The sequence below is a fragment of the Streptomyces sp. NBC_01446 genome (assembly GCF_026340095.1).
Lineage (GTDB): Bacteria > Actinomycetota > Actinomycetes > Streptomycetales > Streptomycetaceae > Streptomyces > Streptomyces aureus.
The window spans coordinates 327,171-353,649 of the sequence record NZ_JAPEPO010000003.1 but is presented as its reverse complement, the minus strand read 5'-3'; the positions used below and the strand labels follow the sequence as shown (position 1 = coordinate 353,649).

Annotated in this window: 30 protein-coding genes and 3 pseudogenes; 20 read left to right on the top strand and 13 right to left on the bottom strand. The window is 67.6% G+C overall.

Annotated features, from left to right (window positions below; genetic code table 11):
* Positions 1 to 122: 122 nt before the first annotated feature.
* From OG456_RS45920 to OG456_RS45910, 3 genes are all read left to right on the top strand, one after another.
* Positions 123 to 677: a DUF5753 domain-containing protein gene (locus OG456_RS45920; protein WP_266571076.1), complete on the top strand. Its 555-nt coding sequence runs from the start codon at positions 123 to 125 to the stop codon at positions 675 to 677.
* A gap of 85 nt (positions 678 to 762) precedes the next feature.
* On the top strand, positions 763 to 1,086 hold the full coding sequence (locus OG456_RS45915) for a hypothetical protein (protein WP_266571075.1): 324 nt from the start codon (positions 763 to 765) through the stop codon (positions 1,084 to 1,086).
* Complete coding sequence (locus OG456_RS45910) at positions 1,083 to 1,286, top strand: hypothetical protein (protein WP_266571074.1); 204 nt, start codon at positions 1,083 to 1,085, stop codon at positions 1,284 to 1,286. Before OG456_RS45915 ends, OG456_RS45910 begins: the two co-directional genes overlap by 4 nt.
* Before the next feature lie 162 nt (positions 1,287 to 1,448).
* Here the strand turns inward: OG456_RS45910 and OG456_RS45905 are convergent, their stop codons facing one another.
* From OG456_RS45905 to OG456_RS45895, 3 genes are all read right to left on the bottom strand, one after another.
* Positions 1,449 to 1,982 carry a hypothetical protein gene (locus OG456_RS45905; RefSeq protein ID WP_266571073.1) on the bottom strand — a complete coding sequence of 178 codons (534 nt, stop codon included), beginning with the start codon at positions 1,980 to 1,982 and terminating at the stop codon, positions 1,449 to 1,451.
* A gap of 160 nt (positions 1,983 to 2,142) precedes the next feature.
* Complete coding sequence (locus OG456_RS45900) at positions 2,143 to 2,301, bottom strand: hypothetical protein (protein ID WP_266571072.1); 159 nt, start codon at positions 2,299 to 2,301, stop codon at positions 2,143 to 2,145.
* A 241-nt stretch (positions 2,302 to 2,542) separates the two neighbouring features.
* The gene (locus OG456_RS45895) at positions 2,543 to 3,226 is read right to left on the bottom strand and encodes a hypothetical protein (RefSeq protein WP_266571071.1); all 684 of its coding nucleotides are present in this window, start codon (positions 3,224 to 3,226) and stop codon (positions 2,543 to 2,545) included.
* Positions 3,227 to 3,337: 111 nt separating this feature from the next.
* Between OG456_RS45895 and OG456_RS45890 the strand changes: the two genes are divergently transcribed.
* Entirely contained in the window at positions 3,338 to 3,832 is a 495-nt protein-coding gene (locus OG456_RS45890) for a hypothetical protein (RefSeq protein WP_266571070.1), read from the top strand.
* Positions 3,833 to 4,074: 242 nt separating this feature from the next.
* Here OG456_RS45890 and OG456_RS45885 read toward each other — a convergent pair whose 3' ends face one another.
* Positions 4,075 to 4,278 carry a cold-shock protein gene (locus OG456_RS45885; RefSeq protein WP_266571069.1) on the bottom strand — a complete coding sequence of 68 codons (204 nt, stop codon included), beginning with the start codon at positions 4,276 to 4,278 and terminating at the stop codon, positions 4,075 to 4,077.
* A gap of 125 nt (positions 4,279 to 4,403) precedes the next feature.
* Between OG456_RS45885 and OG456_RS50685 the strand changes: the two genes are divergently transcribed.
* The 4 genes and pseudogenes from OG456_RS50685 to OG456_RS45865 all read left to right on the top strand — a co-directional run.
* Entirely contained in the window at positions 4,404 to 4,826 is a 423-nt protein-coding gene (locus OG456_RS50685) for a DUF6417 family protein (RefSeq protein WP_323136466.1), read from the top strand.
* A gap of 773 nt (positions 4,827 to 5,599) precedes the next feature.
* A complete protein-coding gene (locus OG456_RS45875) occupies positions 5,600 to 5,803 on the top strand; it encodes a hypothetical protein (protein WP_266571067.1) in 204 nt (67 codons plus the stop codon).
* A gap of 240 nt (positions 5,804 to 6,043) precedes the next feature.
* Entirely contained in the window at positions 6,044 to 7,264 is a 1,221-nt protein-coding gene (locus OG456_RS45870; RefSeq protein ID WP_266571066.1) for a transposase, read from the top strand.
* A gap of 540 nt (positions 7,265 to 7,804) precedes the next feature.
* Positions 7,805 to 8,016: pseudogene (locus OG456_RS45865) on the top strand (IS5/IS1182 family transposase); the annotation flags it as partial.
* Positions 8,017 to 8,482: 466 nt separating this feature from the next.
* Here OG456_RS45865 and OG456_RS45860 read toward each other — a convergent pair.
* On the bottom strand, positions 8,483 to 9,382 hold the full coding sequence (locus OG456_RS45860) for an alpha/beta fold hydrolase (protein ID WP_266571065.1): 900 nt from the start codon (positions 9,380 to 9,382) through the stop codon (positions 8,483 to 8,485).
* 57 nt (positions 9,383 to 9,439) lie between these two features.
* On the opposite strand from OG456_RS45860, the gene OG456_RS45855 reads away from it, so the two are divergent.
* The 4 genes from OG456_RS45855 (at position 9,440) to OG456_RS45840 (ending at position 12,727) form a co-directional block, all read left to right on the top strand.
* Positions 9,440 to 10,021 carry a TetR/AcrR family transcriptional regulator gene (locus tag OG456_RS45855; RefSeq protein WP_266571064.1) on the top strand — a complete coding sequence of 194 codons (582 nt, stop codon included), beginning with the start codon at positions 9,440 to 9,442 and terminating at the stop codon, positions 10,019 to 10,021.
* A gap of 460 nt (positions 10,022 to 10,481) precedes the next feature.
* The gene (locus OG456_RS45850) at positions 10,482 to 10,760 is read left to right on the top strand and encodes a hypothetical protein (RefSeq protein ID WP_266571063.1); all 279 of its coding nucleotides are present in this window, start codon (positions 10,482 to 10,484) and stop codon (positions 10,758 to 10,760) included.
* A gap of 74 nt (positions 10,761 to 10,834) precedes the next feature.
* Positions 10,835 to 12,049, top strand: coding sequence for an ISAs1 family transposase (locus OG456_RS45845; protein ID WP_266571062.1), 1,215 nt, complete (start codon positions 10,835 to 10,837; stop codon positions 12,047 to 12,049).
* Between the two features lie 156 nt (positions 12,050 to 12,205).
* Entirely contained in the window at positions 12,206 to 12,727 is a 522-nt protein-coding gene (locus tag OG456_RS45840; RefSeq protein WP_266571061.1) for a hypothetical protein, read from the top strand.
* A 113-nt stretch (positions 12,728 to 12,840) separates the two neighbouring features.
* On the opposite strand, the gene OG456_RS45835 is transcribed toward OG456_RS45840, so the two are convergent.
* From OG456_RS45835 to OG456_RS45820, 4 genes are all read right to left on the bottom strand, one after another.
* Positions 12,841 to 13,635, bottom strand: a complete 795-nt coding sequence (locus tag OG456_RS45835; RefSeq protein WP_266571060.1) for a hypothetical protein — start codon at positions 13,633 to 13,635, stop codon at positions 12,841 to 12,843.
* A gap of 14 nt (positions 13,636 to 13,649) precedes the next feature.
* On the bottom strand, positions 13,650 to 14,180 hold the full coding sequence (locus OG456_RS45830; RefSeq protein ID WP_266571059.1) for a hypothetical protein: 531 nt from the start codon (positions 14,178 to 14,180) through the stop codon (positions 13,650 to 13,652).
* Positions 14,181 to 14,594: 414 nt separating this feature from the next.
* Positions 14,595 to 15,393, bottom strand: a protein-coding gene (locus tag OG456_RS45825; RefSeq protein ID WP_266571768.1) for an IS5 family transposase whose coding sequence is annotated in 2 segments (ribosomal slippage) — positions 14,595 to 14,762 and positions 14,764 to 15,393 — 798 coding nt in all. Because the reading frame shifts where the segments join, the coding sequence is not laid out codon by codon here.
* Positions 15,394 to 15,436: 43 nt separating this feature from the next.
* Positions 15,437 to 15,691: a DUF6332 family protein gene (locus tag OG456_RS45820; protein ID WP_266571058.1), complete on the bottom strand. Its 255-nt coding sequence runs from the start codon at positions 15,689 to 15,691 to the stop codon at positions 15,437 to 15,439.
* A gap of 274 nt (positions 15,692 to 15,965) precedes the next feature.
* On the opposite strand from OG456_RS45820, the gene OG456_RS45815 reads away from it, so the two are divergent.
* Positions 15,966 to 16,508 (top strand): hypothetical protein, encoded by a 543-nt coding sequence (locus OG456_RS45815; protein ID WP_266571057.1) that lies wholly within the window; start codon positions 15,966 to 15,968, stop codon positions 16,506 to 16,508.
* A 650-nt stretch (positions 16,509 to 17,158) separates the two neighbouring features.
* Complete coding sequence (gene metG, locus OG456_RS45810) at positions 17,159 to 18,688, top strand: methionine--tRNA ligase (RefSeq protein ID WP_266571056.1); 1,530 nt, start codon at positions 17,159 to 17,161, stop codon at positions 18,686 to 18,688.
* Positions 18,689 to 19,016: 328 nt separating this feature from the next.
* Here the strand turns inward: metG and OG456_RS45805 are convergent, their stop codons facing one another.
* Together OG456_RS45805 and OG456_RS45800 are read right to left on the bottom strand one after the other, a co-directional pair.
* A complete protein-coding gene (locus OG456_RS45805) occupies positions 19,017 to 20,195 on the bottom strand; it encodes a site-specific integrase (protein ID WP_266571055.1) in 1,179 nt (392 codons plus the stop codon).
* A 435-nt stretch (positions 20,196 to 20,630) separates the two neighbouring features.
* A complete protein-coding gene (locus OG456_RS45800; RefSeq protein WP_266571054.1) occupies positions 20,631 to 21,143 on the bottom strand; it encodes a TetR/AcrR family transcriptional regulator in 513 nt (170 codons plus the stop codon).
* 123 nt (positions 21,144 to 21,266) lie between these two features.
* Here OG456_RS45800 and OG456_RS45795 point away from each other — a divergent pair, with 123 nt between their 5' ends.
* The 6 genes and pseudogenes from OG456_RS45795 (at position 21,267) to OG456_RS45770 (ending at position 25,689) form a co-directional block, all read left to right on the top strand.
* Entirely contained in the window at positions 21,267 to 22,238 is a 972-nt protein-coding gene (locus OG456_RS45795) for an SDR family NAD(P)-dependent oxidoreductase (RefSeq protein WP_266571053.1), read from the top strand.
* A gap of 263 nt (positions 22,239 to 22,501) precedes the next feature.
* Positions 22,502 to 22,648 carry a hypothetical protein gene (locus OG456_RS45790; protein WP_266571052.1) on the top strand — a complete coding sequence of 49 codons (147 nt, stop codon included), beginning with the start codon at positions 22,502 to 22,504 and terminating at the stop codon, positions 22,646 to 22,648.
* A 1-nt stretch (position 22,649) separates the two neighbouring features.
* Positions 22,650 to 22,748, top strand: a pseudogene (locus tag OG456_RS45785) (transposase); the annotation flags it as partial.
* Positions 22,749 to 22,755: 7 nt separating this feature from the next.
* Positions 22,756 to 23,148: pseudogene (locus OG456_RS45780) on the top strand (IS5 family transposase); the annotation flags it as partial.
* 1,105 nt (positions 23,149 to 24,253) lie between these two features.
* Complete coding sequence (locus tag OG456_RS45775; RefSeq protein WP_266571051.1) at positions 24,254 to 24,619, top strand: STAS domain-containing protein; 366 nt, start codon at positions 24,254 to 24,256, stop codon at positions 24,617 to 24,619.
* Between the two features lie 560 nt (positions 24,620 to 25,179).
* Positions 25,180 to 25,689: a hypothetical protein gene (locus OG456_RS45770; protein WP_266571050.1), complete on the top strand. Its 510-nt coding sequence runs from the start codon at positions 25,180 to 25,182 to the stop codon at positions 25,687 to 25,689.
* Here the strand turns inward: OG456_RS45770 and OG456_RS45765 are convergent.
* Positions 25,664 to 26,011, bottom strand: coding sequence for a transposase (locus OG456_RS45765; protein ID WP_266571767.1), 348 nt, complete (start codon positions 26,009 to 26,011; stop codon positions 25,664 to 25,666). The genes OG456_RS45770 and OG456_RS45765 overlap by 26 nt on opposite strands.
* The gene (locus OG456_RS45760) at positions 25,914 to 26,399 is read right to left on the bottom strand and encodes a transposase (protein ID WP_266571766.1); all 486 of its coding nucleotides are present in this window, start codon (positions 26,397 to 26,399) and stop codon (positions 25,914 to 25,916) included. The genes OG456_RS45765 and OG456_RS45760 overlap by 98 nt, the downstream gene beginning before the upstream one ends.
* Between the last annotated feature and the right edge of the window lie 80 nt (positions 26,400 to 26,479).

Here is a 26,479-nt window from a genome sequence, read left to right as displayed (position 1 = left end):
GCCTGACCGGCCGCGATACCCCAACATCACACCATCGAGCGATCACAAGCCGGACAGAAGATCACGTACCGCACTCTCAGCAACGACCCTGGCGGCGCCAACTCTGTGCCGGGCACGCCCCGGTGCAGGACCGGTACGTCGTCGAGTACCGGCGCACCGCGACCATCCGAGGCTACGAGGCCACCGTCATACCCGGCCTGTTCCAGACCCCCGCATACGCCCGTCAACTCCTGATGCAAAACGCCCAGCTGATGCGCTCCCCACGGGACACCGACGCTGCTGTCCAGGCATGTATGCGCCGGCAAGAGGTCTTGGACGAGCCGGGCAAGCTGTTCCGCGTGCTGCTGTGGGAGGCGGCGTTGCACGCTGCCGTCGGGACCCGCGAGGTGATGGCCGGCCAGCTCGACCGCCTCGTCGGCCTGATCGGCATGTCCACCGTCGAGCTCGGCATCGTGCCTCTCGGAGCCCCGATGCCGCTCACCCCGAAGCATGGGTTCTGGATCTTCGACGAGGAGCGCGTCGTCGTCGACACGATCAACACCGAGTTGCAGTACGACTCTGCCGACGACCTTGCCTTGTACGGGCGGGTGTGGGACCAGCTCGACCAGGCTGCCGTCCACGGGCACCAAGCGCACCGCCTCATCGCGCGTGCCCGGGCCGCGATTGCAGCCACCTGAGCAACCTGCCCCAACCGTGCAACAGGCCGAGCAATCCGGTGCAATCGGCCCGACGAGCCGCCGACCCGGTTTCTACGGTGCCGTCATGGCGACAACGACAGGCGATCTGGTGGCCGTTGAGCTGCCTCCCATCGGCACCTTGACGCAGGCACAGGTGCGGGGGGCGGCGTGCGTGTGGTCCGCCGTCATGCTGCGCACCACCACAGCGATCGATCTCGGTCCGCGCGAAGCGGAGTTCCACGGCACTGTGGCCCGCTGGTTTCCCCGCGGTTGCCGATCATGCGCCGTCCAGTCCGCCTACCTGGCGCTCCTCGGGCATGCGCAGTGCTGCGACCAGTGCGAGGACGACCCGGCCCGCTGTGAGCCCGGCGGCAGGTTGCGCCGTGCAGTGAGGGAGGCAGGGCGATGAGCCAGCAACGCACGACAGCAGAGCGGCATGTGGAGATCCCCGGCATCTGCTTCATCCGGCAGCCGGAGAGCACGCTGCGTTGCACCATGTCGGCCGGCCACTACGGGGAACATCGGAACTTCTACAGCGGCCCACTCACCCACGGCTTCCGGGCCGGCACGAGCTGGCCGAGCCGGCCCGGCGAGACGCAGGCCGACTAAGACCCCCGCCGCCGGGGTGCTTGGAGGTGACCGGCGGCGGGAGTAGGCGGCCGCCTGATGGCGAGCAGCGGGGGGCGGCCGCCCTACACGACGTTGCGCACGGCGACGTCGAAGCCGGGAGAGTGGCCGGCCGAGGAGCCGCACGGCCGTGACGCGGCATCGTCAGCGGACAGTCCACTCGTCCCTGGGGATGCAGTCATGCACGGTGCAGGCCCAGCCGTCGAATTGCGCGAAGACCGGTCGTGACAGGAGGGTGTCGCCCGCTCGTTGCGCACGCACCATGATCCCGAGCTCGTCCGACGCCGCATCGCCCTCGACAGAGATCATGGGGCTCATGCCGCGCCCCTCCTGATAGGCGTGGAACTCATCCGTCAGCTCGGAAGGCACCCGCCCCACCAACTGCATCCCGCCCATCGAGACCAGTGGTCCACACAGTGCGTCGACGACTACGCAGGCCAGCCCGCCGGATTCCCTGTAGTAGACGGTGACGGCCCTTACGTACGCCGGGGCGGTCATCTCGCGAAAGACGGCCTGGAGCTCAAGGGCGCCGTGTCGCTGGTGCATGGAGGAGACGGTTCCAGTGAACCCCTGCAGCTCCATCGCGGCGCCGGCTTCCTCGTGACTCATACCGAATCGGAGCGGGCCCACGCTCTCGAAGGGGGTGTAGTGCCACTGCACTCGATCGGAGTCGTTCACGACAGACCACATAGTCCGGCCATCTCACCACACGCCACGGCTCAGACCACGCTGGATCAGATGGGATAGACGAGTGCGGCCCCGCGCGGCGTGCGAAGCGGGCGCGGGGCCAGGTGGGAGCCCTGTCGCGCTCCCACGGCCCACGGTAGGTGCGAGATCGTCAGATCGCATCTGCAGCACGGGCTTGCTTGTCCTGTCCCTCGTCCTCGCCGTTCTCATCGTCGTCGTTCCCGTTCTCGTCGGGCTTGGGCTGGGTCTTGTCCCGGACGGAGCCCGCGCCGGCGACCACTGGGGTGACGATCAGGGCGGCGGCCTCCAACGGCTGCCATGAGTTCCTTGAGCGTGTCGCCTTCGACTTGGGCCTGCATGGCGTGGCTGATCGCAAAGGAGGTGGCTGAGTCGTCGATGACCTATGCGCATGCGCCAGGCAGAGGATGCTGGCGGTTGCTGCTGCCACATGGAAGATTTCCGGTTCAGGCATCTTCTGGCGGATTGTGAGCCGGGCCCATGGCCAGCTCCGCGGCCCTTTTCTTCTCGAGTGCTTCCAGTGGTGGGACGGTTCACGGTCGATGGTTGAGCGAGACGGCGTCCAAAGTCTCCAAAACCATGCGGCTCCCGTTGAACCTGTAGACGACGAGCTCGACATGAGGGCATTCGACCTGCCCAAGGGCGAGCTCTCGGCTCTCGCCCACCCAATCCACGACGGCCTGCGGATTAGTCAATGGGCGCGTGAAATGCACCAGCGTCGAGTACCAGATGTTGCGGTCGAAGTCGGCCTCCAGCCAGCCGTCTTCGCCCAACGCCTCTTCGTAGGCGTCATACAGGCGCTCAATGGCGTCGCCCAACGGCTCGGCGCACAGCATGATGCAGCCTGGTGTCAGGGTCAGACCTGACAGAGTCAGCCGAACGGGGCCGGCGGCCGTCGCCGCTGTCCGCAGGGCAGCCATGTAGCGGGATACCCGTGCGTCGCCGTCCGGGACCGATACACGGTGCTCTTCCAGCGCGCGAAGGGTGAAGTGCGAGGAGTCAGCACTACCGGTGGGCCAGTTTTCTTCCCCGGCAACGGTCATCGCCTCGCGGGTGATCTCCTCGATCCTGCGGGCGGTCGCGGCGTCAGGTCGCATGACGACGGACATGACCCAGCGATTCCCACCGTCCACAGGCGGCACCTGGCACTGAACCGCACCCGCCAGTACCGCTTCCCGACCACGTTCGAACAGCGCATCGAACCTCGTTGCGTACATGTCGAACGATCATGCCGCAGCAACGCCCGGCTGCGGCCGGGTCCGCATACTGAACCTGAATGAGTGTTGTCGGGCTGTCGAGGTCAGCCACCGAACCGCCAAGATGTGCGCGTGAGGGAGTACGAAGCGGATCTGCTGGCCTTGTTGCGCGAGCTCGATGATCCCGGGTGGCTGGAGTGGCCCCGGGCCTACGACCGCGGCGTGACCGGCGCGCTGTTCGACCGTCTGGTGACTCGGCTTGAGGATGACTTCGCCACGCGATGTGCGACCGAGCGGGATACCCAGGACTCCAGTGAGTACGGGCGTGTCACCGTGCCGCCAGATGCGACCGTTAGCGGGACCCGGATCGTCGTCTGCGTGAGCAAGTTCGGCTCGCTGGCCTTGGTCTGTGCCGACAATCCCGGTGCCTTCCTCGGCGCCGGGGAAGCCCTGGCCGAGGGCGAGTTGGACGGCGCGGATCTGGGCAAGGTCGATCGAGCCCTGGCCGATCTCGGGTACGTGACCGTTCCCGAGGAGCTACTGGAGTGCGGCTACGACGGGCCGAGTCAGCTGCCCTGGCATGTCCAGCGGCCCAGCTGGTGGCATCGCTACTTCGGCAGCTTCTGAGGATTTGCTGCAAGGGACAGGCCGGTGCCAGCGAGGCAACGACACGGCCGTGATCACGCCGATGATCCGCCGCCCGACGTGGCACGCGGGGCGGTTGGATGGGCGTCACCCTGCTGACCGGCGCGACACTGTTCGAGATGCTGGTGTCCGTGCACACGTCCTGTTCGCGGTCCGTCCAACGTGTGTGGGGGTGTCCGTCGTTGCCGGCGGGCACCCCCACACTTTCACGGCCGCGCGTGTGGTCAGCCGCGGACGATGTTCTCCGCCTGGGGGCCCTTCTGGCCCTGGGTGATGTCGAAGGTGACCTTCTCGCCTTCGACGAGTTCGCGGTAGCCGTTGCCGCTGATGCTGGAGTAGTGGGCGAAGACGTCGGGGCCTCCGCCGTCCTGCTCGATGAAGCCGAAGCCCTTTTCGCTGTTGAACCACTTCACGGTGCCGCTGGCCATACGTCTGTCCTTCACTTCACCCGAGCTCGTCCACCCGGGAAGAGCTCGGCCTCTATGCGCTCTCAGGAGAGAGCGCTACAACGCGGCTCATCCTGCCCTACATTGTCCCGCCCGCGCCTGCCGGGATGGTCCCCAGCACGACACTATGGGCAGGTAGTTCGTGTCGTCGCTCCGCGCCTGCGGGGATAGTCCTGGTTCCAGCACTGGCAAAGCGAGATAGCCGACGTCGCCCCCCGCGCCCGCGGGGATGGTCCGGCTACCGTGATGCGCCGTTGTCTGCCCTTCGGGTGGTCCGCAACGCTCGATGTATCCCTGGAGCGTTGGCGCGCGTTGAAGCGAGCATGGATGCTAACGAGCACAGCGCTGTCGCGGACCTGATCCCAGCTCAGGATGATGCAGCGCGGCGTCTGGCGCTTCTTACCCTCGACGAAGCCCACGACCTGCTGCGCCTGCTCCAACTCATCGCGAGTGAAGGGGCGGACGAGTTATCGCAGGAGGCGGACTGGTTCGCCCGCGAGATCGCCGCACGCATTCCGTCGGACAACTAGGCCAGCCCTAAGCGTCCCTGTGATGGCAGGGGAGTTCTGCTGCGCTCGTGTAGGCGGTCAGGACCTGGCCTTCGGCCTCAGGGAGGGATTATGCGATGCGTACAGGCACTCGGCGTCTGGTCAACAGCCGGGCCAGCGCGCCGGTCTCCTCCTCGGGCAAGGCGATAGCGGCCAGGCGGCGCGCGGGTGACAGCGACGTACCAGATACGCAGCACCTCGTCGGTGGCCGAGTCCGCGGTGGCCCAGCGCTGGACGCTTCCGATATCGGGCAGCAAGAGCAGAACACCGTCCGCCTGGTCGCCGACAGCGCATCCGTGTCGTCGGCCCGGCACCACCTGGCATCCGCCACATCACCGGCTGGATGATGCGCCACCCCGACCGGCTCCGAGAGGCAGACCGTCAACAGCTCGCCGAAGTCCTCGCCCGCTGCTCCGAACTCGAAGCCGCGAGCCGCCTGGTCCGCACGTTCGCCGAGATCCTCACCACCCGCTCCGGCCAGCACCTTGAAGACTGGATCGCCACCGTCCGTGCCGAGGATCTGCCTGATTGGCGCCGTGAGCGCTCGAGCTGGCGGAGCAGGGGGTTCGATAGCGGGCACTGGCCTGGGACTCTCTTTTCCTGCTCCTGGTGGTCGTGGGGGTGAGCTCGAGGTGGGGCGCCAGTCCGTCACCCATCCAAACCCTCGAGGGTCCGAAACCAGTCGGATGCGTGGTCCGCGCTCGTCGCGGTTGACCCGACCGGCACCGCGGGCGGGCGGCATCGTTGGGTGGCCCATGGAGACCGAAGGTGCCACGCCTCAGCCGTACGCCCGGCTCGACGGCGCGTACTGGCTCGACCTGCCCCGTGACTGCCGCGGCTTGTGCGGCTGTGCTCTCGACGGCCCGTCTGCGCAACGTGCTGCGGCCGTCATCCGGTATGTGATGCTCGGGCTCGCCGCCGGCCTCATCTTGATCGGTCTCGTCTGCGTCGCGGCGTGAGGAGATCTCTTCCAGGGGACAGGAGTGAGCTGCTTCGGCCGCCCGGTCCGGATCCTTCACCGAGTTCCTCCGAGGATGCCTCGGCCTTCAGGCCGGGGAGGAATCGGACTCCTGCGGAGCAGGACAGGAAGTAGGGGTTTCGCCCCCGGGGCGAAGGACCGTCCACCGGGTGACGGGGTGAGCGAGTCGACAGCGATCAAGAACTCTCGACTGTCAGTCCTCCTGGGTAGGTTCGGGTGTATGGCGACAGGAGCGATCACGGAGGGGGCCGGGCATGCCCGGTACACCTTCCGTGTGCGCCTGTCGGCGACGGCCCGGCGCGCGCTCGACGCCGAGTGGGATCGCTGCCGGTGGCTGTGGAACGAGTGCGTGGCCAAGTCCAGGCAGGTCCACGCGCAGAGCAGAGCGGGCGGCGAGAAGCTGACGTGCGGTCCGGCCCAGCTTGACAAGCTGCTGACCGAGGCCCGCAAGGTGACGCCGTGGCTGGCTCAGGGCGCGTGCGTGCCACAGCAGCAGGTGATCCGCGACTTCACCAAGTCGAGGGCGAAGGCGCTGAAGGACATCAAGGACGGGCTTGCGCAGCACCGCCGGGTGGGGATGCCCCACTTCAAGCGCAAGCGGGACGCCAGGCCGAGCATGAACTACACGAAGCGCGGTTTCCGCCTCAAGGACGGTCGTCTGCACCTCGCGGGCGGGAACGTGCTGAGCGTGGTGTGGTCGCGGGACCTTCCGGCCGACCCGTCGAGCGTGCGCGTGTACCAGGACACGCTTGGGCATTGGTACGTGTCCTTCGTCGCCCCCGCGCAGAGCGAACCGCTGCCCGCCACCGGGCGGGTTCTCGGGGTGGACTGGGGTGTGAAGGAGACGGCCACCACCACGGATGACGCCTACGACCTCCCGCATGCCGGGCACGGCAGGCGGGCCGCGCAGCGGCTCGCGAAGTACCAGCGGATGATGGCCCGGCGCCGGCGCCCGAAAGGGCAGCCCGCATCCAAGGGTTACCGGAAGGCGCGGGCACAGGCGGCGAAGCTGCACAAGAAGATCGCGAGGCAGCGTGAGGACACCGGCCGCAAGTGGGCCACGTCCGTGATGCGTGGCCATGACGGGGTTGCGGTGGAGGACTTCCGGCCGAAGTTCCTCGCGAAGACCACGATGGCCCGCAAAGCGGCCGACGCCGCCATCGCCGCGACGAAGCGCGCCCTGGTCGAGATGGGCCGCAAACACGCACGGGACGTCCGTCTCGTCCACCCGGCGCACACCACGATGGAATGTGCGCAGTGCGCAGCGAGAACCAAGCACGCACTCCCTCTCTCGATGAGAACGTATGCCTGCACCGTGTGCGGAGCCGTGTCCCCCCGGGATAAGAACTCCGCCCGCGTGATGCTGGTCCGGGCAGGTTGGAACCCGGACGGTGCTGAGGGTACAAGACCTCCTGGTCCGCTGGACCAGGAGGCGGCCTGAGCCGTAAATCCCCGCTCAGCCCTGGAGGGTGGACAATCTCCTCCCTTCAGGGAGGGGAGCCTTCAATTACAGGAACGGCGATCTCTCCTCTCACGTCGACGATCGCGGTTTTCGCAGGGGCGTGCGTCGGCTGGCTGGGCCTGCGCCTTGTGCGCTCACCGCGACGCCCCCCGGTTGGGCTGCTCGCCGGTGGCGCGTGCGCCGTTGGTCTTGTGGCCGTGATGTGGTGGACGACCCGCCCCACGGTGGAAGAGCAGCACGTCACGCGCACCCCGGGCACCGGGCGCTCCTGGGAGTCGCAGCCCCCCGACAGCACCCAGGGCACGGCGCCCCCTCCGGCACCGCCAACCGCCGGGCCGTAACTCGCGAGCGTGTGCTCGGCTGCGCACCGCGCGGCAGCCAAGAGCCCGCTCGCGGTGCCAGGGGCCGCCGTCCTGAGCGAGTGCTCTGCTGCGGCAGCAATCGGTGCGGTCATGCGAGGTCTTCGGCCTCAACTCAGGGCGGTGGGGGCCAGCCGGATCGCCCACGGCTGCATCCGGATGGGTGCGCCGCCTGGACCGATGGCAGAAGGCCGGCGTCTTCGAGCAACGGCATCGCATCCTGCTCGCCGAGCTGCACGCAGCCGGCGAACTCGACTGGTCCCGCGCGTGCGTAGACGGCTCCCACGTCCGCGCGAAAAAGGGGGAGCCGCGACCGGTCCGTCGCCGGTCGACCGGCGGAAGACGGGCAGCAAACACCACCTGATCTGCGAGGGCAGGGGCACCCCGAGGTCCACGAGGGCCAGGACTCTGCGTCTAGGAGCGCGGTGTAGGCGACAGCGGCAGGCGCCGATGAGCGGGAGGTAGCAGTAACAGCGAGAGACGACACCTGACAAGGCTAAAGCGTGTCTCTGCCGCCGGCCCCTGCCGGTGATCTCCCACAAGTGCGCTCCTGCGATCGAGAAACTGAACAAGCTCCGCCACGTTGTCGAGCGAACCCTTGCCCTGCTGCACCAGTTCAAGTGCCAGCCGTGCGATGGGAGCGGCGCCTCGAGCTCACGATTGCTTCGCCTCGGTGGCCCTGCAGTCTGACGAAGGCGTCGTGGAGTTCGAGGCGTCGTTGCCATCGGATGGCGAGGCGTTTGAACTGGTAGAGGAGGGCGAAGGCCTGCTCGACGATGTAGGGGAGTTTGGGAAGCTCCGCCTGTCGTTCGCGAAGTTCAGCCGTGTGGCGTGCCTGCTACCGGTTGGCCAGGAGGAAGTCCTCCAGAATCTCGACAAACCGCGCCGGCTGCTCCTCGGCCGGGTAATGGCCGCAGTCGTCGAGGACGACCCCCGTGACGTCGTCGGCCGCCAGCCGCATCGTCTGGGCGGCATTCGCGCCGCTCCACAGCGCGCCGCCGACCGCGAGGACCGGCAGCGTCAGCCGGGTCTTGCTGCGCTGCTCGTTCTGCGCGATGGTCTCGTCCAGCGCCCGGTAGTACGCGAAGCTCGCCCGCAGCGCGCGAGGATCGGCGGCGATCGCGTCGACGTAGACGTCCACGGCGTACGCGGGGATCGCGGCCGGGGTGGCGGCCTTGGTGGCGAACTGCCAGCCGAAGAAGAGTCGCTCCCGTCCCCGGACCAGTTCCTCGTTGAGGTCGGTGAGCCGGTTGAAGCCGAACTGCCAGAGTTTCAGGTTGACCGCGTCCGGGCCGAAGAACGGCGGGGACGGCGTGAGACCGGGGATCACTGCTTCGAGGATGGCGAGCCGGCCCACCCGCTCGCGGTGATCGGCGGCGAGGGCGTATCCGGTCCACGTACCGATGTCGTGGCCGACCACGTCGAACCGGTCGTGCCCGAGCGCGGCCATCAACGCGACCAGATCGGCGGCCAGCGTGCCGGCGTCGTACCCGTCGTCGGGCTTGTCGGAGAGCCCGGTCCCGCGCGAGTCGACGGCGACGACGGTGTGCTTACGGGCGAGCGCGGGCATCACCTCCCGCCAGGCGTACCAGGTCTGGGGCCACCCGCCGACCAGCAGCAGCGCCGGGCCGTCCCCACCGGTGACCGCGTGCAGCCGCAGCCCGTTCACCTCCACGAGCCGGCTGGTGAAGACGTCAAGGAACCCGTCAGGCAGCCGCAGCGAACTCAAGCTTGTCATGTCGGCGACCATACACATCTTTGAACGATCGGTACAAGATGTGTAGGCTGACGGACCATGGCAGGCCGCAAGCAATTCGACGTGGACGAGGCACTACGACGCGCGATGCACGTCTTCTGGCGCTGGGGATATTCGGAGGCCTCGATCGATCGCCTAACCGAGGGCACGGGCCTGGGCCGGGGCTCGCTCTACGGCACCTTCGGCGACAAGAGCGCCCTCTTCCGGAAAAGCCTCCAACGGTACGCGCAGACCTACCACCCGCTGTACGAGCAGGCACTGTCCGGCCCCCACTCGAGCCCGAGCGCCGTTGTGGCCGCCTTCCTGCAGGTCGCCCTGAACCGTATTTCCGACCCGACGGTCCCGGATGGCTGCCTGCTCACGGTGTCGGCAACGCAGTTCCCGGCCCTCGACGCGGAGGGCCAGGCGATGGTCCGCGCCGTGATGGATGGGTTGCGGGCGAGGCTGGAGCAGGCGTTGCTGGCGGCGGGGGCCGGTGAGCAGGAGGCGGCAGAGTTGGCGTTGTGCACGCTGGCGACGAACAAATCTCTGGCGGTGCTGAGCCGCGCCGGCTTCTCGGGCGAAGACCTGGCAACCGTCGCGGCAGCCGCCGCTAACAATGCCAAGGCTCTGCCGAATTGACCGGCCGAACCGTCGGGGCCGCGATAGGCGGGAACGACTCCGTCGCCAATGGATCTGCAGAGACCTTGGGGCAGCCGGCGGCTCGGCAGGAAGTAACTCGTATCGGCCCTCATGGGCGGGGCTGAGCCGACCCGGGCGACGAAATCGTCTCACCGGGGGAAGAAGCTGACCTGAGCCACCTCGGTCTTCGGGCTCCTGAAGCGGACCGGATTCTTGATCGCCAGTCGTTAGACTCCTGCGGTTTCGTGCTGGTGACTGACGGTTCTCGGGGCTTCGGGGGCGTCAATTAACTGGACGGCAAGCCCTGGGTTCGCGCGTGCAGTGTCGGCCCGGTTGTTAATGAAGGTGTTCACGGCTCTCGTGGACTGCGAGTGGTGGGGGTGTGGTGTCTGAAGGTCAGGCGGTAGACGATGACCGTTGGGCCGGGTGGCCGGAGTCATGGGCGGGCACAGACGGCGACATGCGTACGGTCATGGGCGCGATCCCGCGGGAGATCAAGGACGGGTTCCGGTACGACGAGATCCCTTGGAAGCGGTTTCCGCATTTCTATGGTCCGGGCGAGGAAATTCCGGTTCTCCTTGCGACGCTCGCCTCCGAAGATGCAGAAGCAGCCAGCAGGGCTTTGTTGCAGCTGTGGGAAGATCTTCATCACAAGGGCGGCACGATCGCGGTGAGTGCACTGGCGGTGCCGTTCCCAGGGCGGCTTCAAGTTCCGTGGTTGTGCTGGTTGTTGCTGTGAGGGGTGGGTAGCGGTGCAGGCACGGGCTTCGTGATCATTAGGGTGTCTACGCCTCGTGATCATGAGAAGGTCCCGTGCCTGCTGTTGCATCCTCCCCGATCCCTGCCGTACTTGTGAAGCTGGGTCCGCTGGAACCCGGCCAGGTCGCTGATCTGCGCCCCTACTTCGACTCCATCCCCGACCCGCGCTCGCGGCGGGGCCGGTGGTACTCGCTGACGGCGATCTTGATGGTGTGTGCCTGTGCGGTCGTCTCGGGCGCCAGGAGCATCGACGAGCTCGCCGAATGGGGCGCCCGGGCCTCGGGTGGGCTGCTGGCCGCCCTCGGTGTACGCCGCCATCCACTGCGGTGGCGGCGTACACCGTCGCCGGCGACGATCGGGCGGGTGCTGATCGCCGTCGACGGCGATGCCCTGGACGCCGCGGTGGGCGCCTACCTCACCGACCGGCGCCGCACCGTCGTGTCCACCGCGCACCGGCGGGCCATCGCGGTGGACGGCAAGACGCTCAAGGGCTCAGCGCGTTTGGACGTGACCCGCCGTCACCTGCTGTCGGCGGTCAGCCACGCCACCGTCGTGACACTCGCGCAGGCCGAGGTCGGCGCGAAGACCAACGAAACCACGCACTTTAAGCCGCTGCTGGCACCGCTGGACCTGGCCGGCACTCTCGTCACCTTCGATGCGCTGCACTCGGTCAAGGCGAAAATCACCTGGCTGGTCGAGACGAAGAAGGCCCACTACATCGCCGTGATCAAGACCAACCAGCCCACCGCCCACAGCCAGCTCGCCACGCTGCCGTGGCGTGACATCGCCGTCCAGCACACCCACTCCGAGGTCGGGCACGGCCGGCGCGAGTCCCGTTCGATCAAGACCTGCGGCATCGCGGACGAACTCGGTGGCATCGCCTTTCCGCACGCGAAGCTCGCCATCCGCGTCCACCGCCGCAGCCGGCCGACCGGCAGCCGCGAGAGTCGCGAGAGCGTCTACGCCGTGACCAGCCTCGAAGCCCACCAGACCAGCCCCGCGGACCTCGCCGCCGCGATTCGCGGGCACTGGGGAGTGGAAAACTCCAGCCACCACATCAGAGACGTCACCTTCGCCGAGGACGCCTCCACCGTCCACACCGGGGCCGCACCCCGAGCCATGGCCACCTTCCGCAACCTGGCCATCGGCGTGCTGAAGACCCTCGGCGCCGAGAACATCGCCAAAACCACCCGGGCGATCCGCGACGAACCACGACGGGCACTCCCGATCCTGGGCATCATCAACAACCAGGACACCCACGGAACTTGATCAAGCCCTGTGCCGTTCCTGCTCCGGATCGCTGCCACCCGGCCTCGTGGGCTCCGTGCGGAAACCCTTCGCCTGGTCGCCGAGATCGGACGATGCCAGCACCTTGGGGACGGAACGCGTGAAGGTCTTCTCCAGGTCGCTGAGGATCCTTTGGAGATGGAGGGCATCACAAATTGCCCCTCGGACTGGACGATCCAAGCCGCTCGTGAAGCCATCACGAGCGACCTGCAGCTCCTGTTCCCGTTCCTGGCCGACACCGACCCCGATGTCCGCTCCGCGACCGCCTTCGTCCTGGCGACCGCGATCAGCGATATTCCGCGCGTCTCCTCAGTCCTGCACGACAGGCTGGCCGTGGAAAACGATCCGGTGGTCCAGGTGAGCTTGGTCCTGGCGGTCGCCCAGCTCGCCCGCGAGCACCAGGATGTACAAGCGCGCGTATGGGCCCGGGACCTGTGGTCAGATCCCAGTCGATCGCCCGAGGTCCGCATCGGCGCCGGCCTTGCCTGGCTGTGCCTGGTCGACACCCCCGTGCCTGACGAGCTCCGCGCCCTCCTGACCGACCTGAGTACTGACCAACGCAGCGATCTACTTCAACGGGTGCCGTGGCTCCCACCGGTCGACTCCAGCAGCGGACTGCGCCGGTGCATCAACTACATGCTCATGCCGAATACCCTCTAGAACAGCGGTTGACCGTGTCGCCCCCGCGCCCGCGGGGATGGTCCGGTCAAGTCGGCGACGGCCGCGACCATCCTGGTATAGCCCTCGCGCTTGTGGGGATGGTCCGCTGAGCCTTAAGTTGCAGCTGCCAAACGACGTGTCGCCGCTTCAGCGAGCAGACGGGTGTCGATGGTGAAGGTCTGAGCGGGTGCTTCGACGCTGAGGAACACGTGCGGGCTCGTGATCCGATGCCGCACCTCGATCACCAGCTCGACTGCGACGCACGCGTCGAACCGAGGCCGCTGCAACAGTGGGTCGGCGGACAGCGCGGCCTTGGTCAACCCGTCCAGGGCAGCCGGGCCGGTGACGGCCAGACACCGGGCCACCCAGCGCGCGGCGTCGAACTCCGCCGGTCCACAAACGCCTGCGGGGTCGATGAGCGCCAACCCGTCCCCTGATCTCAGAAGAGTGAATCCGACCGCGTCACCGTGAAGCAGAACGGGCTCGATGTCCGGATCCGTGAGAACCCGCAAGGCGTCATCGGGTGAGGGCAGTCCGCTCTCGTGCCAGATCTGTACGGCCTCATGGAGGCGGGGGCTGAGGAAGCCGTGCAAGGGCTCCACTTCGGCCGGCGGTTTCAGATGCGCCCGCCGGAACAACCGGACAACCTGTGCCGTGGCCGCGGCCATCTCGGTATGCGGCAATGCGGCGCCCGGCACCTTCCCCAGCAAGAGGTGTGTGACGTCAGGGACGTGGGCACCGACGCTGTGGTCGAGGAGCGGCGCGCACGGCACCCGGTGCGCAGTCCAGGCCGCCAAGGTCGCCGCCTCTGCGGACTGTGGTTCGCCGATCAGCTTCAGAACGGCGATGGATCCGTCGCTCAGTCGGACCTCCCGGAGCACGTTGGCAGACAACGGGCTGCCGGCCATCGGGCCTATATCGGTCAACTCAAGCGCTGCCAGCCACCGGTCACGACGCCAAGGCCGAGCACGGAACGCCCCACTGCGTGCCGACTGAGGAAGCCGGGCAGGTGCCTGCCGATCTCCTCAAGGACCTGCCGCGGCCCACCCGGATGCGGCAACCGCCGCTGCGCTGTGACCTGGCCGCGCAGATCGACCATGGCGAACGTCATGTGGTCCAGGGCGATGTGCACCCCGCAGGCGAGGTGGTGGCCGGGGTCGATGTCCATCGGCACCTGCGGTCGCCCCACGCGCGGCCGCCCCACGCGCGGCGGGCCCACGCGCGGCGGCAGTTCGCGCAGCAGCCCGAGCCCGATCAGCTCCGCCGTGTGCCGCGATACCGCGGCCGGGCTGAGCCGGGTTCTGGCCACGAGTTCGGTGCGGGCCGAGGGCCCGTCGCGCAGCAGCGTACGCAGCAGGGTGCCCGGGCCGCCGCCCTCGAAGGACAGCGGTTCCGGCCCCGCGGGCAGTGCGACGAGCAGCGGAGGCCGGGCATGATCGGAAACGGCAGTCATCGGTTATTCGGCCCCTCGTTCAACGGCAGGACGGCAGAGCACCGCCGCGCGAGGCACGCTCAGCGGCGGCGGGAGTCCGTACAGGGCGGGAGCAGGAGCGGAGAGACCATGCGCCGATGCTCGCAATTGCGCCCCCGGCGGTCAACGGCGTTCCGTTACGGGCGTACGGCAGTCCTGTGAATGCGGTCGACCGAGCCTGTCGCCAGGCCTGCGGCAGACCAAACTCTGGGAGTGGTTCTATGCGAGCTCTGGGATATGAAGGCGTGAGTGCGGGTGGGCGTCTTGGTTTTGAAGGTGAAGGAGTGCAACGTTCTGGGATCTGTTGATTCTTGAAGTGGGGTAGCGGAGGCGGCCCGTGTCGTGGGGGCTGCCCCGCTTCACGGGAGCGGGCCGGCCCTTCACTTAGAAGCCATCTCATTTGGCGAGTCTGCGGTAGCAGATGAGAGTGCAGGCGATGCTGGTGAAGGCCAGGAAGTGTTCGGCTTTGCGTTCATAGCGGCGGTGCAAGCGGCGGCATCCGGCGAGCCAGGCCATGGTGCGTTCGATGGTCCAGCGGTGCCGTCCCAGCCGCTGGGAAGAACTCGATGCCTTTGCGGGCGATGCGGTGCCGGATGCCGCGCTGGCGTAACCCTCGGCGCAGGTGGTCGTAGTCGTAGCCTTTGTCGGCGTGGAGTTTGGCCGGCCGTCGTCGGCGCGGACCGCGACGGGAGCGGATGGGCGGGATGCCTCGCACGAGCGGTTCGAGGGCCTGGCTGTCGTGCAGGTTGGCACCGGATATCCCTACGGACAGGGGCAGTCCGGTCCGCTCGGTGATCAAGTGGATCTTTGAGTCGTACTTGCCCCGATCCACCGGATTCGGACCTGTCAGGTCCTTTTTCAGGGCTCGCATGTTCACCGAGTCGATCGCGCAGCGAGACCAGTCCAGTTCACCCCGGGAGCCGAGTTCGTCGAGGACCAGCCGATGGAGCTTCGCCCACACCCGGGCTTTCGACCACTCGGTGAATCGCCGATGAGCGGTGGGTCCCGACGGTCCGAACGAGGCGGCCGTCAGCTGCTGCCACGTGCAGCCCGAGGTGGCCACGAACACGATCGCAGCCAGGACCTCCCTGTCACCGTGCCGGCGCCGGCCGCCTCCCTGAGGTCGACTCGGCGCCGCCGGCACCACGCGCTGGAACAACTCCCACAGCTCATCCGGCACCAGCCGCTCAACGATCCCCACGCCGGCAGGCTACCGACATCAAGGAGAAGGCCCGCAGTCAGCGGCCCATTCGGCGCTGCTCGTCGAACCGACGCAGCACCCGTACCAGACGCCGCATTCCGGCCGTCGCTGCGAGCATTGCGCCCCCAACCAACACGCCCTTCTTCGCTGAACCAGAGAAGCCAAGGACTAGTGCGAGAGTCAGAGCGACGGTGAAGACCGCCGCAGCCAGCGCGACGGCAGTCACCAGGGCGAAAACGATCTCCACCGTCATTGCGTCCTTTTCCCACCGCGACTCACGCCCCATGTCCATGCTGCAAGTTTCACATCACGGTCAAGCCACGGCGCCTGGGCCGGACATCCTGACCCTCACGTGCGGAGGCGCACTTACCAATTGAGATGACTTCTTAGACCGGCGAAGCCTTCACGCCAGTCACCGCGGACGCCATCGCAGACACCGGCCTCTGGGACGCCCCCGACGCGGTCCAGCCAAACCGTCGTGTCATCGCCCACGCCGAATGGCGCCGAAGCCTCAGAGGCATCTCAACTTCCGTTTCTCCGAACCTCTATGGGCGCACAACAAGGTCATGACTGGGCTCGAGATGGGAACCGTCCCCACGTGGATCAGCGCCTTCCTGACCGGGGGCTCGTTGCTGATGGGCTTCTACATCCTGCTTCGCGATCGCCGGAAGGAGGAGCGGGAGCAGGCCGTCGGGATCGTGTGCTGGATCGAGTACGGCTCCGACGAAAGCATCGTGCACATCCTGAACACCACCACCCGCCCGATCTCCAAGGTGCGCGTATTCGTTCAAATCGGCGTCGGGCATGGCCCCGGTGACATCTTCGGAATGTCCAGCATCGTGGCCGCCGCTTCCGGCGAAACCTTCTCGTACCCGCGCAGGTCAGAGGACGGACAGAAGCTGATTCCAACGGTTGTACTGTTCACCGACTCCAGCGGCATCGAATGGTTGCGTCATCTACGGACCGACACCCTCCGCAGGCGCAGCCCTCGCCGCCTGCGCCTGTACCTGACGCGACTGAAGTACCGAGTCATGCATCTTCGAGCTGGCCGCTGGCAGGCCGCGCTCGCCCGTCCGTACTCGGAGGACCGCGAACTCCGCAGAATATAGATCAAGAGACGAACTCGTCGACGAGGTAGTTGTAGACGGCGACGGTCGCCGTAGCATCGGCGGCCTTCGTCCTGGCCCTTTCGCTTCTCGCGCAGCTTCAGCCACGGGTTCTCCGCGCAGGGCTGGGCCCGGTCGAGTTGCTCAGGCTTGACCACAGCAGACCCAGGCTTCCACCGGCCTTGCTTGGTCGAGTCGCCGCCGGCCTCGCGATGGCCTATCGCACCCGCAGCACAGCCGTGCGCGGTGACCTCCTGCCAGTGGGCAGACCGGCCTTGTGGGCGCGCCGCTCGGTGTATGGGCGGTCGCGCACGTCGCCGAGCTCGGGGTGGGCCAGGAGATCCCACACAGAAGCGGGCGAGTTCGTAGAATCCTGATGGTCGAACGTGAGGAACTTGCACCTCACCTGGACGTACTGCTGGCTCGATGGGCGGGTTCTCGGCCAGCGTGTAGCCGAGTCGGGTCGGGGCGGAAATAGCGTGCTGCGACTTCGCTCTGTTGCTAGGCTCGGACGCATGATCACGCTTTCGCCTCAGCACTGGATGATGCCCCCTCGACGGGGCTGCTGAGAACGGACGCGTACCGAATCCGAGGCCCCGGGACGGGGCCTCGATTGTTGTGCGACCAGGCCTCGCTACCCGGTAGGAGGACCGATGACCGCACGACGCCGCTACATCACCACGACTATTCCGTACGTCAACGCCCGCCCGCACCTGGGCTTCGCCCTGGAGCTTGTCCAAGCGGACACGTTGGCTCGTCACTATCGTCTACGGGGCGAGCGGGTCCGGCTGCTCAGCGGAACCGACGACAACTCTCTGAAGAACGTCCTGGCCGCCGAAGCGGCTGGTGTCGACGTGCAGTCGTTCGTCGACCGCAACGCCGACGCGTTCGCCGCATTGCGTGGTCCACTGTCGCTCTCATTCGACGACTTCATCCGCACCAGCAGCGACCCGCGTCACCGCGTCGGAGTCGAACGACTGTGGCGCCAGTGCGCCGCGTCTGGTGACCTGTATCGCAAGGAGTATGAAGGCCTGTACTGCGTTGGCTGCGAACAGTTCTATACCCCTGACGAACTGGTCGATGGACGGTGTGGCGAGCACGGCACCGAGCCTCAGCTCGTCGCGGAGGAGAACTGGTTCTTCCGGCTGTCCCGTTACGCCGACCGCCTCCATCAGCTGATCTCGAGCGGTGAACTGCGCATCGAGCCCGCCGCTCGCCGCAACGAGGTCCTCGCCCTCATCGAAGGCGGCCTGCACGACTTTTCTGTCTCCCGCTCTCACAATCGCGCCCGCGGCTGGGGCATCCCCGTGCCGGACGACCCGAGCCAGGTCGTCTATGTGTGGTGGGACGCCCTCGGCAACTACGTCACCAGTCTCGGATACGGCACCGGTGACAGCGCATACGACCAGTGGTGGGCCACCAGCGAGCGCCGCGTCCACCTGGTCGGCAAGGGAGTGGTGCGCTTCCACGCCGTGTACTGGCCGGCCATGCTGCTGTCGGCCGGCCTCCCGCTGCCCACCGACATCCTGGTCCACGACTACCTCACCGTCGACGGCCGCAAGATCAGCAAGTCGGCCGGAACCAGCGTCGACCCGGCTGCGCTGGCCGCGACCTTTGGCACAGACGCGGTGCGCTGGTGGCTCCTGCGCGATGTACCCCGAGTCGGGGACGCCGACTTCACTCCCGACCGCTTGACCGCCCGCGCGGATGCGGATTTCGCCGGAGGACTGGGCAACCTCGTCCACCGCATCGTGACCATGGTTCACCGCTTTCGTGGCGGAATCATCCCCGCCTCTGCGCCTGACAATTCCAGTGGGCTGGCGCTGGTGGGCGTTTACCGGAAGGCACCCGGCCTCGTCGATGCCGCCTTGGCCGACTTCGACTTCCGGCGTGCCATCCATGCGGTCTGGCACATCGTGGAGGAAGCCAATCGATGCATTGACGCCACCAGGCCATGGGAACTGTCTCGGGAAGAGCGGAAGGGCGACAGCGAAGCAGCGAAGCGGCTCGACACCGTCCTCGCCACGCTGGTCGCCGCATGTCGTGTGCTGGTCGATGAACTGCGCCCTTTCATCCCAGATGCCGCGACGCGGATTACCGAACGGCTGACACCGGTCGAGGGGCGTCTGCCCGCGACTGAGCCGCTGTTCCCTCGCCTTCAGGAGGACACACAGCCAACGTGACGTCCGGTGCTCCATGCCCCTGGTCGCCCTCCTCTCGATCTCGGTGCAGTTCCGGGAGCGGGGCGCCCGGGGCGCCGGGCAGACCAAGGGCCGTCTGGCAGACCTGCAGCGGCGGCAGCCAGCTCGGGGAATGTGGCACCTAGATTGCCGCCGCTGCGCGAGCGAATCTGGATATGACCGTCCGCCCACCGGCCCACCAAAGCCCGGAAACCGTCCCATTTGGGTTCGGCTGCGTGGCTGGCCGGCAACACCGGGTCCTCGGTGGGCGTCGCCAGCATCGGTTCCGGTAGCTGCCAGGTTTCGACCATGGTCGACGTGTTCCACCCTCTCAGCGGTGCTCGCGGGATTGTCGCCCGGTCAGCGGATTCGAGGCAGCGCCTTGTCCGGATGCGCCGCGTGCACGTACTTCACGGCGACCCTGGGGTGGATACCGAAGAGCCGTACGAGGCAGATCGGGTCGGCCGTCTCGCGGGCTTCGTCGAGCACGCGGTCGGTCCACAACTGGCGGGGCAGGAGCCCGATCTGATCGAAGGCGGAGCGCATGCCGGTGTAGCTGATCTGCGGCGATGTACAACTCGCCCACCGGCCCCGGCAGGTACAGCAGCGAGGCCGCCTTGAGGTTCCGGCGGAAGGTCCCCGGGGTGATCGCGGCGGCGACCGGTATGTTCGCCGCTGCGAGCTCCACCGGCAGCCGCTCGGAGGGGAACAGCGGGGCCAGCGGATGCTCCGGGTCGTCGTGGAAGAGGCCGCGGACCTCCTCGACGTACCACCACAGGAGCTCACGGCCCTCCTGGAACATGAAAGCCTCGCGCGGCCGGGGCCCTGAGCCGCGGGCGCCCTTGCCCTGTACGACGAACCGGCCCCACTTGCCCAACTCCCAGTGCACATCGCACAGACCGACCCCGCACAGCTCGGACGCCCTCACCCCGGACAGGTAGTCGAGCTTGGCCATCACATAGTCCCGGCACGCGATCGCCGGCTTGCGGGCCCGCGGCAGCGCATCGCGCCACGCGGCGAAGAACTCGCGCATCGCCCGCTGCGAGGGAGGCACCCGCAGCCCGAAGTCACCACGATGACGTGGCCGGTTGAACGGATCGACCGGCGACTCCACCGCGGTGCCGAACCGGCGATGGATCTCGCCGGCGTAGCGCTGTTCCAGGAACGCGAAGTACGCATCGATCTTGTTGATCTTCGTGCGGACCGTCGGCCGTGCACGCTTCCCGGGCCCCGCGAAGTATCGGTCGAGCAGCGTCGGGGTCAGTTGCCACGGCACGAGGTCGTAGTGCTCGCAGATTTCCAGTACCGGTTTGACCAGCTGGTCGATCGAGGACGGCATCAGCCCGGCCGCGTCACGCGCCCACTGGTACTCCGCAAGCGTGTCGAAGAAGTACGACCGCTCGTCCTGCTGCCCGGCGCGGCCAGCTCGATGGGTGTGCAGGGAGAAGACCTCGGCCAGCCCGTCCGACGGCTGCCCCGATGTCGGGGTGCGGGTTTCGAAATCCCCCATATATCTGCAGATTACGAGCGACGCTCCTGGAATCTGGGAGTAACTGCGAGAACCTCACACCGTTGAGGGATGCCTCGAACAACGGTCTCCTACCTGCTGACATCCATCGATCGTGCTCTCGGGACCCATGGGGAACTCGCGCGTACTCCAGTTGAAGCGCGCGGGGCACCGGCACCCACACCATGCGGTCAGCCGGTCCGAGCCCACTCGTTCTGGGTCGGAAACACCAGGCTGGCGGACGGGTTCCCCTTTAGGCCGCTACCAGATTCCACGACGGCGATCAGCTCGTCTCGCTGACTGAAAACGCATCAGCCGGGTGGCCGGACCTGCCGAGTCGGCCGATTCGGCCTCGACGGGCGGCTCTGTCGTCGCCGTCCGAGAGACCGCGGGCCTACGAGGCGGCCGGGCTCTCTCCCGCGGCTTCGGTAAGCGTCTTCAGCGCACCAGGAGATCGATGGCGACCTTCAGTCGTTCGAGGTAGAACTCCCGTGATGCTGCCTGATGCTTGAGGCCGATCGATGCGCTGATCATCGTCTGTGCGACAGGGGGGGCCGCCTCTCGTCCTGACTCGACGGCGATCGCTTGTGTGATCAGTTCCTCGAAACGTCGCGGCGTGGTCTCGGTGATCTCTCCGAGGAGGTCGGGGTTGTCCTCGATGACCACTGAGACATCGCGCGTCAGCGGGCCGATGTATCGGCCCGCCCACTGGTCGAACGCTTCGGCGAGGCGCTCTGGAAGGGGTCGGCCGGTGTCGGCCAGGACGTGTTCGACCGCTGTGATGTCCCGCTCCAGGGCCTGGGTGACCGCGGCGCGGAACAGAGTCTCCTTCGAGGAGAAGAGGAAGTAGAGCCCGGGCCGGGAGATGTGCGCCGCCCGAGCCACGTCCTGCATCGAGGTCTTCCTGTAACCGAATCGCGCGAAGGTGACCATGGCGGAGTCCAGAACCATGGTCCGACGGTCGGTATCGGCGACTGTCGACGGCGGGTGGCCAACATCGGGACTGCTCATGAAACGAGCATACGAGCAAGAAGCGCACTATACAAATCAAGTCTAGTACGTATAGTCACCGCCATGTCTACTCGCGAACCCATCGCCAGGCCCTTCACCGCCTCCAGCACCGCGGACGAGGTATTGCGGGACATCGACCTCACCGGCGTCCGCGCGATCGTGACGGGAGCTTCCTCCGGAATCGGGATCGAGACGGCTCGTGTGCTGACCGCTGCCGGGGCGGAGGTGACGCTCGCCGTCCGGAACACGACTGCGGGTGACGCCGTCGCTGAGGCGATCACGAAGTCGACCGGAGGGATCCGGCCCCGAGTCGTCCGGCTCGACCTTGCCGACAGGACCGCCGTCACGCGCTTCGTTGACGCGTGGGGCGGCCCGCTTCACCTGCTGATCAACAACGCGGGCGTGGTCACTGGTGGCCTCGAACGAACACGTGAGGGCTGGGAGCTGCAATTCGCGACGAACCATCTCGGTCACTTCGCCCTGGCCGCCGGCCTTCATGACGCCCTGGCCCTGGGAGCGGCCGACCGCGACGGAGCACGGATCGTCTCGGTCAGTTCGACGGCGCACATGCGTTCCGGCATCGACTTCGACGACCTCCACTTCGAGCGTCGCAGCTACGACCCGCAGATTGCCTACGCCCAGTCGAAGACAGCGAACTCTCTCTTCGCCGTCGAGGCGACTCGCCTCTGGGCGTCCGACGGCATCGTCGCCAATGCGGTGAACCCCGGCGGTGTCGCGACGGGACTGCAGCGGAACTTCACACCGCAACAGAAGGAGTCGCTCGATGCGGCCGAAGCCGCCGGGGTCTTCACGTACAAAACGGTCGAGCAGGGGGCCGCCACCAGCATCGTCGCGGCCGTCGCCCCGGAGTTCGCTCACTCCGGAGGCCACTACCTCGACGATTCACAAGAGGCATACACCGTGCCGAACGACGCCGACCTCGCGCAGCACCCGCACGCTGTCAAGGAATGGGCGCTCGATCCCGCCACCGCCAAGCGCCTCTGGACATTCTCGACCGACCTGCTCCGCGTCTGACCTCTCGGCGCCACAGCAAGCGGTCCCTTGACCAGGTGGTACAGCAGGAGTAACTGAACCGGTATCCCCAAGATCGCCGATCCAACGCCAAAACCCGGTCGGTCCCTCTCCGAAGGCCCGGTGCGGGGCGGTTGCGTCCAGGGAAGTGGTGTACGGGTTCGACCTGATCCGGGGGTTTGCTCCGGCATGGGAATGAGATCCGCATAGACGAACGGCCACCGGCTGATCTTCGAAGTGTCGAAGCCTCGAAGGAGATCAGCACGATGACCGCACCAGACAGTCTGCCCCTGCATGTCCTCGCGGAAGACAACCTCGCCGCGGCGAGTCCGGATCTGTTGCGCGCGATGGTCAAAACGTTCGCCGACGCGCCCATGTCTGCCGAGGCAGATGCCCTCTGCAACGCCGAATAAATACGGGCAGGTCAGCGACGAACGCGTCAACCACCGCAACGGCTACCGCCCACGCGAGTGGGACACCCGCGCCGGGACCGTCGAACTAGCCGTCCCCAAGCGATCACGAGCGGACCGGACTGCCGCTTTCCGTCGGCATCTCCGGCGCCAACCTTCATGACAGCCAGGCCCTCGAACCGCTCGTGCGCGGCATCCCACCGATCAGATCCCGGCGCGGTCCACGCCGTCGGCGCCCCGCCAAGCTTCACGCCGACAAGGCTTACGACAACCGTCACCTGCGGCAATGGCTCCGCTTGCGCCATATCACACCGCCCATCGCTCGCAAGGGAGTTGAGACGTCACAGAAGCTGGGGCGCCACCGGTGGACCATCGAACGCACCATGGCCTGGCTCGCCGGATGCCGACGTCTCTACCGTCGCTACGAGCGGCAGGCAATCCACTTCCTGGCCTTCACCAGCATCGCCTGCACTCTCATCTGCTACCGCAGACTCACCAATTGAGATGATCTCTTAGGTTCGTCTGATGTGTTCTGCAGGAAATCCTTGACGATGCGGTCGTGACCGCGCCCTGACTCTCTTCGCTGTGGCTGTCTGCGCGCCGTTCTCGATCGAGCTGTGCGGGGTGACCTGCCGACCGGCGGTTGCCCCGTGGTTTGCGCCCTGTCCCTGTCGTCCAGGAGGCTCTCGGCTTCGGGGCGGTGCACGGCTGGTGCCGGGTGGGGCTCGAGCGGCAGGGCGCCGTGTCGTATGCCGTGCCGGGGCGGGCGTCCGCGCACGCGGCGGGCCGCTGCACGGTCGGCGTAGCGGCCGTGGGGTAGCTGCCGAAGTGTCTGGTGGCCGCCGGCTCCCGGAGAAGACTGGGCGGGGGCCGGACAGCCGTGGAAAACGTACGGCAGCGGGTCGGGCAGGACGCTGCGAAGCCTCAGGACACGCCGACCGTTCCTGTTGCCGCGGCGCTGCTGGTCCGGCACAAGGCTCCATGGGTGAGCAAAACGGGTGTATCACCGCGACACGCCGCGTCAGATGCGGGGTGCGCCGGTGAGGGCGGGCACATTGGCCGGGTCAACTCCGAGCGCTCCCGTAGGAGTGGCTGGCAGATGCCCCCGTGGTGCCCACAATCCCCGGACCGGGGGCATCTGTTCGTTTTCCGGTAACCGGACTCCTGACGCCGTGGGCCCGCGGCCCCGCCCTCGCCCCGTCGCGGGCCTACGGCCCCATTTCGCCCCGTCAAAAGCGGCACACGCCCTCGGCAGCGCTCGCCTCTTGGTTCGAATGAGCCGTTGCCGTGGCCGGTCACGGCTTCTTCGACGGGGGCTGCGCCGTTCCGGATTGGCCCGGCGCACCATCGCTTCGTGGGTCCTGTTCATGTCCGTTGCGGGGGCGCGGCGCGTGGCGCAGCCAGGTCGTGTGGGAGGGGGCTTCCCGCCACCTGGTCGAGGAGATTGGCGGGGAGCGGGTAGCAGAGGCTCGGGGGTGTGCACCGTGACGAAGCGCCCGAGTCGATTCCCTGGCGCCCTGCCGTGGGTGGACAGGGTCCCTGGTCTGGGAGTTTCCTTGAACCAGGGCCTACCCGTGGGCGCGGCAGCGCAGTGGGAAGGGGGCGCCGGTGTACGACACGATCCACGTGGGCGTTAAGGCCACCGGTCCCGGCAGCTGCCGGGTGAGCGTGGCCGGGGACCTCGACCTGTGCAGCGCCCCCACCGTCCGCGCCACCTTGCGCGAGGCCCTGAGCCGTCACGGGCGCGTCGTGGTGGACTGCTCCCGTCTGTCGTTCATCGACTGCACCGGGCTTTCCGCGTTGCTGGCCGCCGCCCGCGCGGCCAGGGTCACCGGCGCCGAGTTGCGGTTGTGCGCGGTCCCGCATGCCCTGGCCCGGCTGCTGCGGCTCTCCCATACTGCCGGCGTCTTCACCATCGAGCCCGACCCGGCGGACCGGACGCCCACGGGTGGGCCCGGCACACCTCGCTCATGACCGATCCGCGCATCCCGGCGCTCCACAGGCCCGGCTGGGCGCACCCCTGTCGGCCGGGCCGTGGGGGGTGGCGGGGCCGCCTGTGCGGGCTCCCCGCCGGCCGGTCGAGGGGACGGCGGGGAGCGGGGTGACAGGGGCTCAGGGGTTGGTGTGCACGGAGTCCCGGAGTGTGTCGTTGTGGCCAACGCGCGACCGCGGCGGGGGTTGCGAGGGTCGGAGCGCGCCACTCGAAGGAGGGATGCTAGGACGCCCAGGCGTAATCTGCGCGTCGTCCTCCTGAGCGGGAGCCCGCCCATCACAGGCCCGGCGGCGGCAAGCCAGACACCAGGCGCACCGCCGGGGCCGCGCAGCGTAGGCCTGCGCACATCCCCGGCTCGACCGCCGCAGGCCGGCCCTGGGGTACCCCGTCTGTGTTGCCCTCGCCGAGGCCGTGCCGACCCTGCCCCTTCGAAGCTGTTGTCTTTCCAAGCTTGAGGATTGCGTTTCTGCTGTCAGACATAAGGGTGGCGGCAGGGTGGGAGTGGTGGCTCATCGTTTCGTCGCTCCTGTGGAGGTCGGGCATGCCGTCGGTGATCGGACTGCTGGAAGAGCACGAGCTCGCCGCTCGCCGTCGGGTGGACGAGCTGCGTGAGGAAGCCGACCGCATTCAGGCCGAACTGGCCGCGGCCGAGCAGGAATGGCAGGAGTGGATGATCGCCCGCCAACGGGTCAGTGTGCTGCTGTCGGCGCCTGCTGGCGCCGGGATCGCGGACGATGCCATGTCGCCGGTGACGGCCTCGACGAAGCAGAAGCCGCAGGTGCCGGTGTGGCGCGAAGGGCTGGCCTGGTCGGCGCTGTCGGTCGACTACCAGCGCATCCTTAAGACACTCGCGGACCGGTCCCGGCTCGGACAGGGGCCGCTGACCTGCCAGGAGATGGCCGCACTGTTCGGTATGGAGGTGGTGCCGGCGCGGGTGGAGGCTCTGCGGTCGAAGGCGAAACGCCTGGTCGCGCGCGGCTGGCTGGCCGAGGATACGCCGGGCCGCTTCACGTTCGCCCGCGGCGTCAGCGGGCAAGTCGGCGCGTCATGAGCAGGGTCATCGACCAGTAGACCATCGCCTCGGCGCTGGTCGTGCGGCGTTCGAAGTCGCGCACCAGGCGGCGACTGCGCATCAGGTGGGCGAAAAGACGCTCGACGATCCACCGCTTGGGCAGCACCACGAAGCCACGTACGTCGTCGCTGCGTTTGACGATCGCCAGCACCAGGGCGAACGCGGCCAGGCAGTACTCGACGAGGCTGCCGGTGTAGCCGCCATCAGCCCAGATGAGGGCGAGGCGGTGGTGGGCACCGACCACCTGCTCGAGCAGGACCTGGGCAGCGGCGCGGTCGCCGACATCCGCGGCGGTGACCATCACGCCCAGAAGCAGGCCCGAGCGTGTCGACCACGTCGTGTCGCTTGCGTCCGTTGATCAGCTTGCCGCCGTCGAACCCACGGCTGTCGGCGCCGACAACGGCGTCCGCCTTGATGGACTGCGAGTCGATCACACCAGCCGTCGGCTCCGCCTCCCGGCCCAGCTTCTCGCGTACCCCCCGGCCGCGCGACCGGTCGTGGAGCTCTTTCACCAGGCTGTGGTCGCGCCAGCGACGGAAGAACGCGTATACCCGGTCCCACGGTGGGAAGTCGGCGGGCATCGCCCGCCACTTGATGCCGTTGTCCACGAGATAGCGGAGCGCATCGAGCATCGCGCGGTGGCAGTATCCCTCCGGCCGGCCTCTCCGACCGCGCAGCCAGCCCGGCACCGGCAGCAGCGGCCGGATCGCCGCCCACTCGGTATCCGTCAAGTCCGACGGATACCGACGCTGCCGCTGGGGCCAGTCCG

Bases quoted from the DNA above. Each gene is read 5' to 3' on its own strand.
- OG456_RS45915 (WP_266571075.1), top strand. From the start codon at position 763: ATGGCGACAACGACAGGCGATCTGGTGGCCGTTGAGCTGCCTCCCATC.
- OG456_RS45910 (WP_266571074.1), top strand. From the start codon at position 1,083: ATGAGCCAGCAACGCACGACAGCAGAGCGGCATGTGGAGATCCCCGGC.
- OG456_RS45895 (WP_266571071.1), bottom strand. From the start codon at position 3,226: ATGTACGCAACGAGGTTCGATGCGCTGTTCGAACGTGGTCGGGAAGCG.
- OG456_RS45885 (WP_266571069.1), bottom strand. From the start codon at position 4,278: ATGGCCAGCGGCACCGTGAAGTGGTTCAACAGCGAAAAGGGCTTCGGC.
- OG456_RS50685 (WP_323136466.1), top strand. From the start codon at position 4,404: ATGGTCCCCAGCACGACACTATGGGCAGGTAGTTCGTGTCGTCGCTCC.
- OG456_RS45875 (WP_266571067.1), top strand. From the start codon at position 5,600: ATGGAGACCGAAGGTGCCACGCCTCAGCCGTACGCCCGGCTCGACGGC.
- OG456_RS45870 (WP_266571066.1), top strand. From the start codon at position 6,044: ATGGCGACAGGAGCGATCACGGAGGGGGCCGGGCATGCCCGGTACACC.
- OG456_RS45860 (WP_266571065.1), bottom strand. From the start codon at position 9,382: ATGACAAGCTTGAGTTCGCTGCGGCTGCCTGACGGGTTCCTTGACGTC.
- OG456_RS45855 (WP_266571064.1), top strand. From the start codon at position 9,440: ATGGCAGGCCGCAAGCAATTCGACGTGGACGAGGCACTACGACGCGCG.
- OG456_RS45850 (WP_266571063.1), top strand. From the start codon at position 10,482: ATGCGTACGGTCATGGGCGCGATCCCGCGGGAGATCAAGGACGGGTTC.
- OG456_RS45840 (WP_266571061.1), top strand. From the start codon at position 12,206: ATGGAGGGCATCACAAATTGCCCCTCGGACTGGACGATCCAAGCCGCT.
- OG456_RS45835 (WP_266571060.1), bottom strand. From the start codon at position 13,635: ATGGCCGGCAGCCCGTTGTCTGCCAACGTGCTCCGGGAGGTCCGACTG.
- OG456_RS45830 (WP_266571059.1), bottom strand. From the start codon at position 14,180: ATGACTGCCGTTTCCGATCATGCCCGGCCTCCGCTGCTCGTCGCACTG.
- OG456_RS45820 (WP_266571058.1), bottom strand. From the start codon at position 15,691: ATGGACATGGGGCGTGAGTCGCGGTGGGAAAAGGACGCAATGACGGTG.
- OG456_RS45815 (WP_266571057.1), top strand. From the start codon at position 15,966: ATGACTGGGCTCGAGATGGGAACCGTCCCCACGTGGATCAGCGCCTTC.
- metG (WP_266571056.1), top strand. From the start codon at position 17,159: ATGACCGCACGACGCCGCTACATCACCACGACTATTCCGTACGTCAAC.
- OG456_RS45805 (WP_266571055.1), bottom strand. From the start codon at position 20,195: ATGGGGGATTTCGAAACCCGCACCCCGACATCGGGGCAGCCGTCGGAC.
- OG456_RS45800 (WP_266571054.1), bottom strand. From the start codon at position 21,143: ATGGTTCTGGACTCCGCCATGGTCACCTTCGCGCGATTCGGTTACAGG.
- OG456_RS45795 (WP_266571053.1), top strand. From the start codon at position 21,267: ATGTCTACTCGCGAACCCATCGCCAGGCCCTTCACCGCCTCCAGCACC.
- OG456_RS45790 (WP_266571052.1), top strand. From the start codon at position 22,502: ATGACCGCACCAGACAGTCTGCCCCTGCATGTCCTCGCGGAAGACAAC.
- OG456_RS45770 (WP_266571050.1), top strand. From the start codon at position 25,180: ATGCCGTCGGTGATCGGACTGCTGGAAGAGCACGAGCTCGCCGCTCGC.
- OG456_RS45765 (WP_266571767.1), bottom strand. From the start codon at position 26,011: ATGGTCACCGCCGCGGATGTCGGCGACCGCGCCGCTGCCCAGGTCCTG.